Here is a 4,807-nt window from a genome sequence, read left to right as displayed (position 1 = left end):
CCCCCGAGCCCCGCGCCCGCTTCCAGCCCACAGGACGGGTACGGGTTCCCGCACCCCGGGCAGCCTGCCGGCCCCGGGGCTGACGGCGCGTACGGGTTCCCCTTCCCGCAGGCGTCCGCGCAGCAGGCGCCGCCGCAGCCTCAGATGCCGCAGCCCGACGCGCCCCATCCGCAGGCCGGCCCTCAGTCACCTCCGCAGCCGTACGGCCCGCCCGGGTACCCCGCCGGGCCGCAGGCGCCCGTGGACCCGCGTACCGGGGCCGCCTGGCCGCAGCCCATGCAGCACGACCAGCGGCAGATGACCAACCCCGGTGCCGCGCCGCTCGGTTACACCGCGGCCGTCGAGCTGTCCTCGGACCGGCTGCTCAACAACAAGAAGCAGAAGGCGAAGAGCGGCCGGCCCGCGGCCGCACCCTCCCGGTTCAAGATCGGCGGGAAGAAGGAGGAGGCCGAGCGGCAGCGCAAGCTCGAGCTGATCCGTACGCCGGTGCTGTCCTGCTACCGCATCGCCGTCATCAGCCTCAAGGGCGGTGTCGGCAAGACGACCACGACCACCGCGCTCGGCTCGACCCTCGCCACCGAGCGGCAGGACAAGATCCTCGCCATCGATGCCAACCCGGACGCCGGTACGCTCGGCCGCCGCGTGCGGCGCGAGACCGGGGCCACCATCCGTGACCTCGTCCAGGCGATCCCGTACCTCAACTCGTACATGGACATCCGGCGGTTCACCTCCCAGGCGCCGTCCGGTCTGGAAATCATCGCCAACGACGTCGACCCGGCCGTCTCCACGGCGTTCAACGACGAGGACTACCGGCGCGCGATCGACGTCCTGGGCAAGCAGTACCCGGTCATCCTGACCGACTCCGGTACCGGCCTGCTCTACAGCGCCATGCGGGGCGTGCTCGACCTCGCCGATCAGCTGATCATCATCTCGACGCCGTCCGTGGACGGCGCCAGCAGCGCCAGTACGACACTGGACTGGCTGTCCGCGCACGGGTACGCGGATCTGGTCTCACGGTCCCTCACCGTCATCTCGGGTGTGCGCGAGACCGGCAAGATGATCAAGGTGGAGGACATCGTCTCCCACTTCGAGACGCGCTGCCGTGGCGTCATCACCGTGCCCTTCGACGAGCACCTCGCCGCCGGTGCCGAGGTCGATCTCGACATGATGCGGCCGAAGGTGCGCGAGGCGTACTTCAACCTCGCGGCCCTGGTCGCCGAGGACTTCGTACGGCACCAGCAGATGCACGGCCTGTGGACGTCGGACGGCAACCCGCCTCCGGTCGCGGCCCCGCCGATGCCGGGACACCAGCAGCAGATTCCGGGTCAGCCGGTGCAGGGGCAGCCGTACCCGGCGGCCCCGCCGGCTCCGGGGCATGGTCAGCAGTACCCGCCGCCCCCCGGCCCGCCCGGGCATTACCCGCCGCCGCCCCAGCCCGGCCAGCCGTACCCGCCACAGCAGCCGCAGTACGGCTATGCGCCGCAGCCGGGGCAGCCATTTCAGCCGCCTCAGCAGCAGTAAGCGGGAGTAGCTGAGAGAGACAAGGGAAGGCGGCCGGTGCCCGAGGGCACCGGCCGCCTTCCCTTGTTCACCTGCTACCTGATCGGCGCTATTCCGCCGCCGCGATCAGCTCGCGGCACTTCTTCACGTCCTCGGACATCTGTACAAGCAGCGCGTCCAGTGAGTCGAACTTGGCCTGGCCGCGCACGAACGCCAAGAAGTCGACGGCGACATGCAGGCCGTACAGATCGAGGCCCACGCGGTCGATGGCGTACGCCTCCACCGTCCGTTCCGTGCCGTCGAACTGGGGGTTCGTGCCGACGGAGATCGCGGCGGGCATCGCCTCGCCCTCCACGTGCAGCCAGCCCGCGTAGACACCGTCGGCCGGAATCGCGGTGTGCGGCAGTGTCTCGACGTTGGCCGTGGGGAAGCCGAGTTCGCGGCCTCGCTGGGCGCCCCGGACCACGACGCCCTCCACGCGGTGCGGGCGGCCGAGGATCTCGCGGGCGCCGCCGAGGTCGCCCTCGCCGACGAGGCGCCGGGTGAGCGTGGACGAGAACGGCTCGCCGCCCCCCGCCTCGCCCGTCACGAACAGGTCGACGACCTCGACCTCGAAGTCGTAGGTACGGCCGAGTTCGGCCAGGAACTGCACGTTTCCGGCCGCCTTGTGGCCGAAACGGAAGTTCGGGCCCTCGACGACCGCCCGGGCGTGCAGCTTGTCGACCAGGACCTTGACCACGAAGTCGGCCGGGGAGAGCTTCGAGAACTCCTTGGTGAAGGGGAGGATGAGGACGGCGTCCACACCCAGTTCGGCCATCAGTTCGGCGCGACGGTGGTGCGGGGCCAGCAGCGGCGGGTGGCTGCCGGGGCGCAGGACCTCGCTGGGGTGCGGGTCGAAGGTGACGACGACCGTGGGAACACCCAGCTCACGCGCGCGGTCCACCGCGTGCCGGACGATCAGCTGGTGTCCGCGGTGGACTCCGTCGTAGGAGCCGATGGTGACGACGCTGCGTCCCCAGTCCTCGGGGATGTCCTCCAAGCCACGCCAGCGCTGCACTGTGACCGCTCCTCGTCGAACCCGTGTCCGTGTCTGCCTCTTACGCAGGCCTTCTTACGCAGGTCTAAGGGTGCCATGCCGAACGCGCCCCGCTCGCATCGGCATGGAGGCTGTGACAGGGCGCACGTGACCGATTACCGACGGCACGCCTCGAATGTCACTTCGCATGTCACTTCGAGACGGGCCTCGGAACGTGATCTGGGCGTATCTACGAAGGTGAACTAGGCGGGGACCCGGACCCCCGCCAGGTTCTCGATCATGCGGCGGGTGCTGGGGCCGACCACCGCCGCCCATTCGCCCGGCGTTTCGGTCAGCCAGCCCGCCACCAGCACCGCGAACCCGGGCACTCGCCTGCTCAACTCGACCAGGCAGCAGTCGAAACGCGTGGCACCGTCCGGGGTGCGTACGAGCAGCAGCCCGCACCGGTGCACCAGTCCCCGGGTGCGCGGCTCGTCGTGGCGGGTCGCGCCCTCCACGGTCGCCCGCAGCAGCGCGTCCAGGACGCCGGGGTCGTGCTCCCTGGCGAGGAGGGCTTCGAGGAGTTCGTGGCGCAAGGAGTGGGAGGCGGGGATCCCGGGCGCGGCGAGCACGGTCGCGAGGGCCCTGCGCACCGGTGCCGGGCCGCCGTCGAGGAGGCCGGTGACCAGGGGGAGGAGTACGGGCCGGACGGTGGGGCCGTGGTCCAGGCGCCGGTCGACGTACTCGGCAAGGTGACCGGCGGTCTGCGGGTACCGCTCCGCCGCCTCCCGTACGAGGGCGGCGACCCGGCCGGCCAGGGCCGGGGTCGTGACGTCGGCGAGGGTGCGCAGGGCGTCGCCGGCCTCCGGCCCGAGCAGCCTGGTCCGGAAGGCGTCGAGGACCGGTTCCGGGTGGGTGGCGAGGGCCGCGATCAGAGAGCTCGGCGGAAGGTGCGGGTCACCGGCCGTGAAGTGCCGCAACGCCTGCGGGAGATGGCGGTCGCGGGTGTGCGGATCGCGGACGAGGAGCGCGAGTGCGCCTCCGTGCAGCGTGCGGTCGGCCGGGCGGGCGAGCAGCGCGAGGGCCGCGTAGCGCAGCAGCTCACGGTCGGACTCGGTGCGCACGTGGGGTGCGACGCGCGGACCGTACGCCACCGCCGCGACCCGCCGGGCCGGCCGCTCGTCGCGCGCCCACCGGTCCACGGCCCGGCAGAGGGCGGAGGTCTCCTCCTCGGCGAGCACGGCGAGGAGTTCGTCCCCACGCCGGTGCCCACTGTCGACGAGCACCTCGGTCAGGTTGTCCAGGGCCCGGTGGCGGTGGGTGTGGAGCAGCGCCTGGGCGGCGGTCGCCACGGTCGCGTCCGGCATCGCGGGCAGCGGACGGTCGTCGTCGAACCAGCCGGCCAGGAGCGGCTGTACGGCGGTGGGGTCGGCGGCGAGCAGTCCGGCCACGGCGTCCAGGTAGCGGGGCCGGTCGGACCGGTCCGGAGGGTCATCGCCGACGACCAGGCGGCGCAGGAGGTCGACGCGGGTGATGTCGGGGAGATGGAGGGCGGTCCAGAAGGAGGGGCCCCACTCCTGGGGGACCGTCCGGTTCTGTCGGCGCCGGGCCACGATGTGGTCGGCGAGGAGGCGCAGGACGTGGGTGTACGGCGTCGCGTCGGGGACGTTGCGCAGGACGTCGGTGAGGAGGTGGATCGCCCACCAGGTGGAGGCCGGGTCGCGGGGCGCGGACCCGGGGTTCAGGGCCTGCACCAACTCCCGGAGCCGGTGCGCCAGTTCGGGGGCACCGTGCTGGCGGGCGAGGAGCAGCAGTGCCTGGACGACCGGTCCGATGCGGTGGTGCGGTACGGGGACGGGGGCCGTGTCCTTGCCGTTCTCCGGGCGGCGCCGGTGGACCAGGGCGTGGAGTGCCTCGTCCAGGTCCAGGTGCGTGCCCTGGATCCAGTCGGCGAGTTCCTCGTGGGCGAAGCGGTAGCCGGTGCCGGCGGGGACGAGGAGGCCCTCGGTGAGGACGGCGGAGGCCCAGCCCGTGCCGCCGCCCAGGTGGGCCGGTGCGGGGCCCCAGGGGAACACGGACTCGAAGGACGCGCGGTCCAACTCGCCCTGTCCGGGGCCCAGGCTGCGCCGGGCGGCCTCGTGGACCTGGCCGGAGACCTTGGCGGCGAGACGGCGTACGGCGGTGCCGCGCAGGCCGTTCTCGGCGGCGAGGCGGACGGCGATGCGCAGGCACATCAGGTCGAGGTAGGCGGTGAAGACGGTGTCGCGGTCGAGGCGGGGGGTGGGGGTGTCG

At 72.5% G+C, this 4,807-nt stretch carries 2 protein-coding genes and 1 pseudogene; 1 reads left to right on the top strand and 2 read right to left on the bottom strand.

What is annotated here, in order from left to right; all coding sequences use genetic code 11:
• Nucleotides 1-1,521: MinD/ParA family ATP-binding protein (locus ADL01_RS17325; RefSeq protein WP_159049549.1), on the top strand; the 1,521-nt coding region annotated here is incomplete at its 5' end.
• Nucleotides 1,522-1,609: 88 nt separating this feature from the next.
• On the opposite strand, the gene ADL01_RS17320 is transcribed toward ADL01_RS17325, so the two are convergent.
• Both ADL01_RS17320 and ADL01_RS17315 read right to left on the bottom strand, forming a co-directional pair.
• Nucleotides 1,610-2,557, bottom strand: coding sequence for a bifunctional riboflavin kinase/FAD synthetase (locus tag ADL01_RS17320; protein WP_053742908.1), 948 nt, complete (start codon nucleotides 2,555-2,557; stop codon nucleotides 1,610-1,612).
• Between the two features lie 221 nt (nucleotides 2,558-2,778).
• Nucleotides 2,779-4,807 (bottom strand): annotated as a pseudogene (locus ADL01_RS17315) (serine protease); the annotation flags it as partial.

It is taken from the genome of Streptomyces sp. NRRL WC-3618 (assembly GCF_001280005.1).
Classification (GTDB): Bacteria; Actinomycetota; Actinomycetes; order Streptomycetales; family Streptomycetaceae; genus Streptomyces.
The sequence above is the reverse complement of the archived record's forward strand: the minus strand, read 5'-3'. Positions and strand labels throughout refer to the sequence as shown.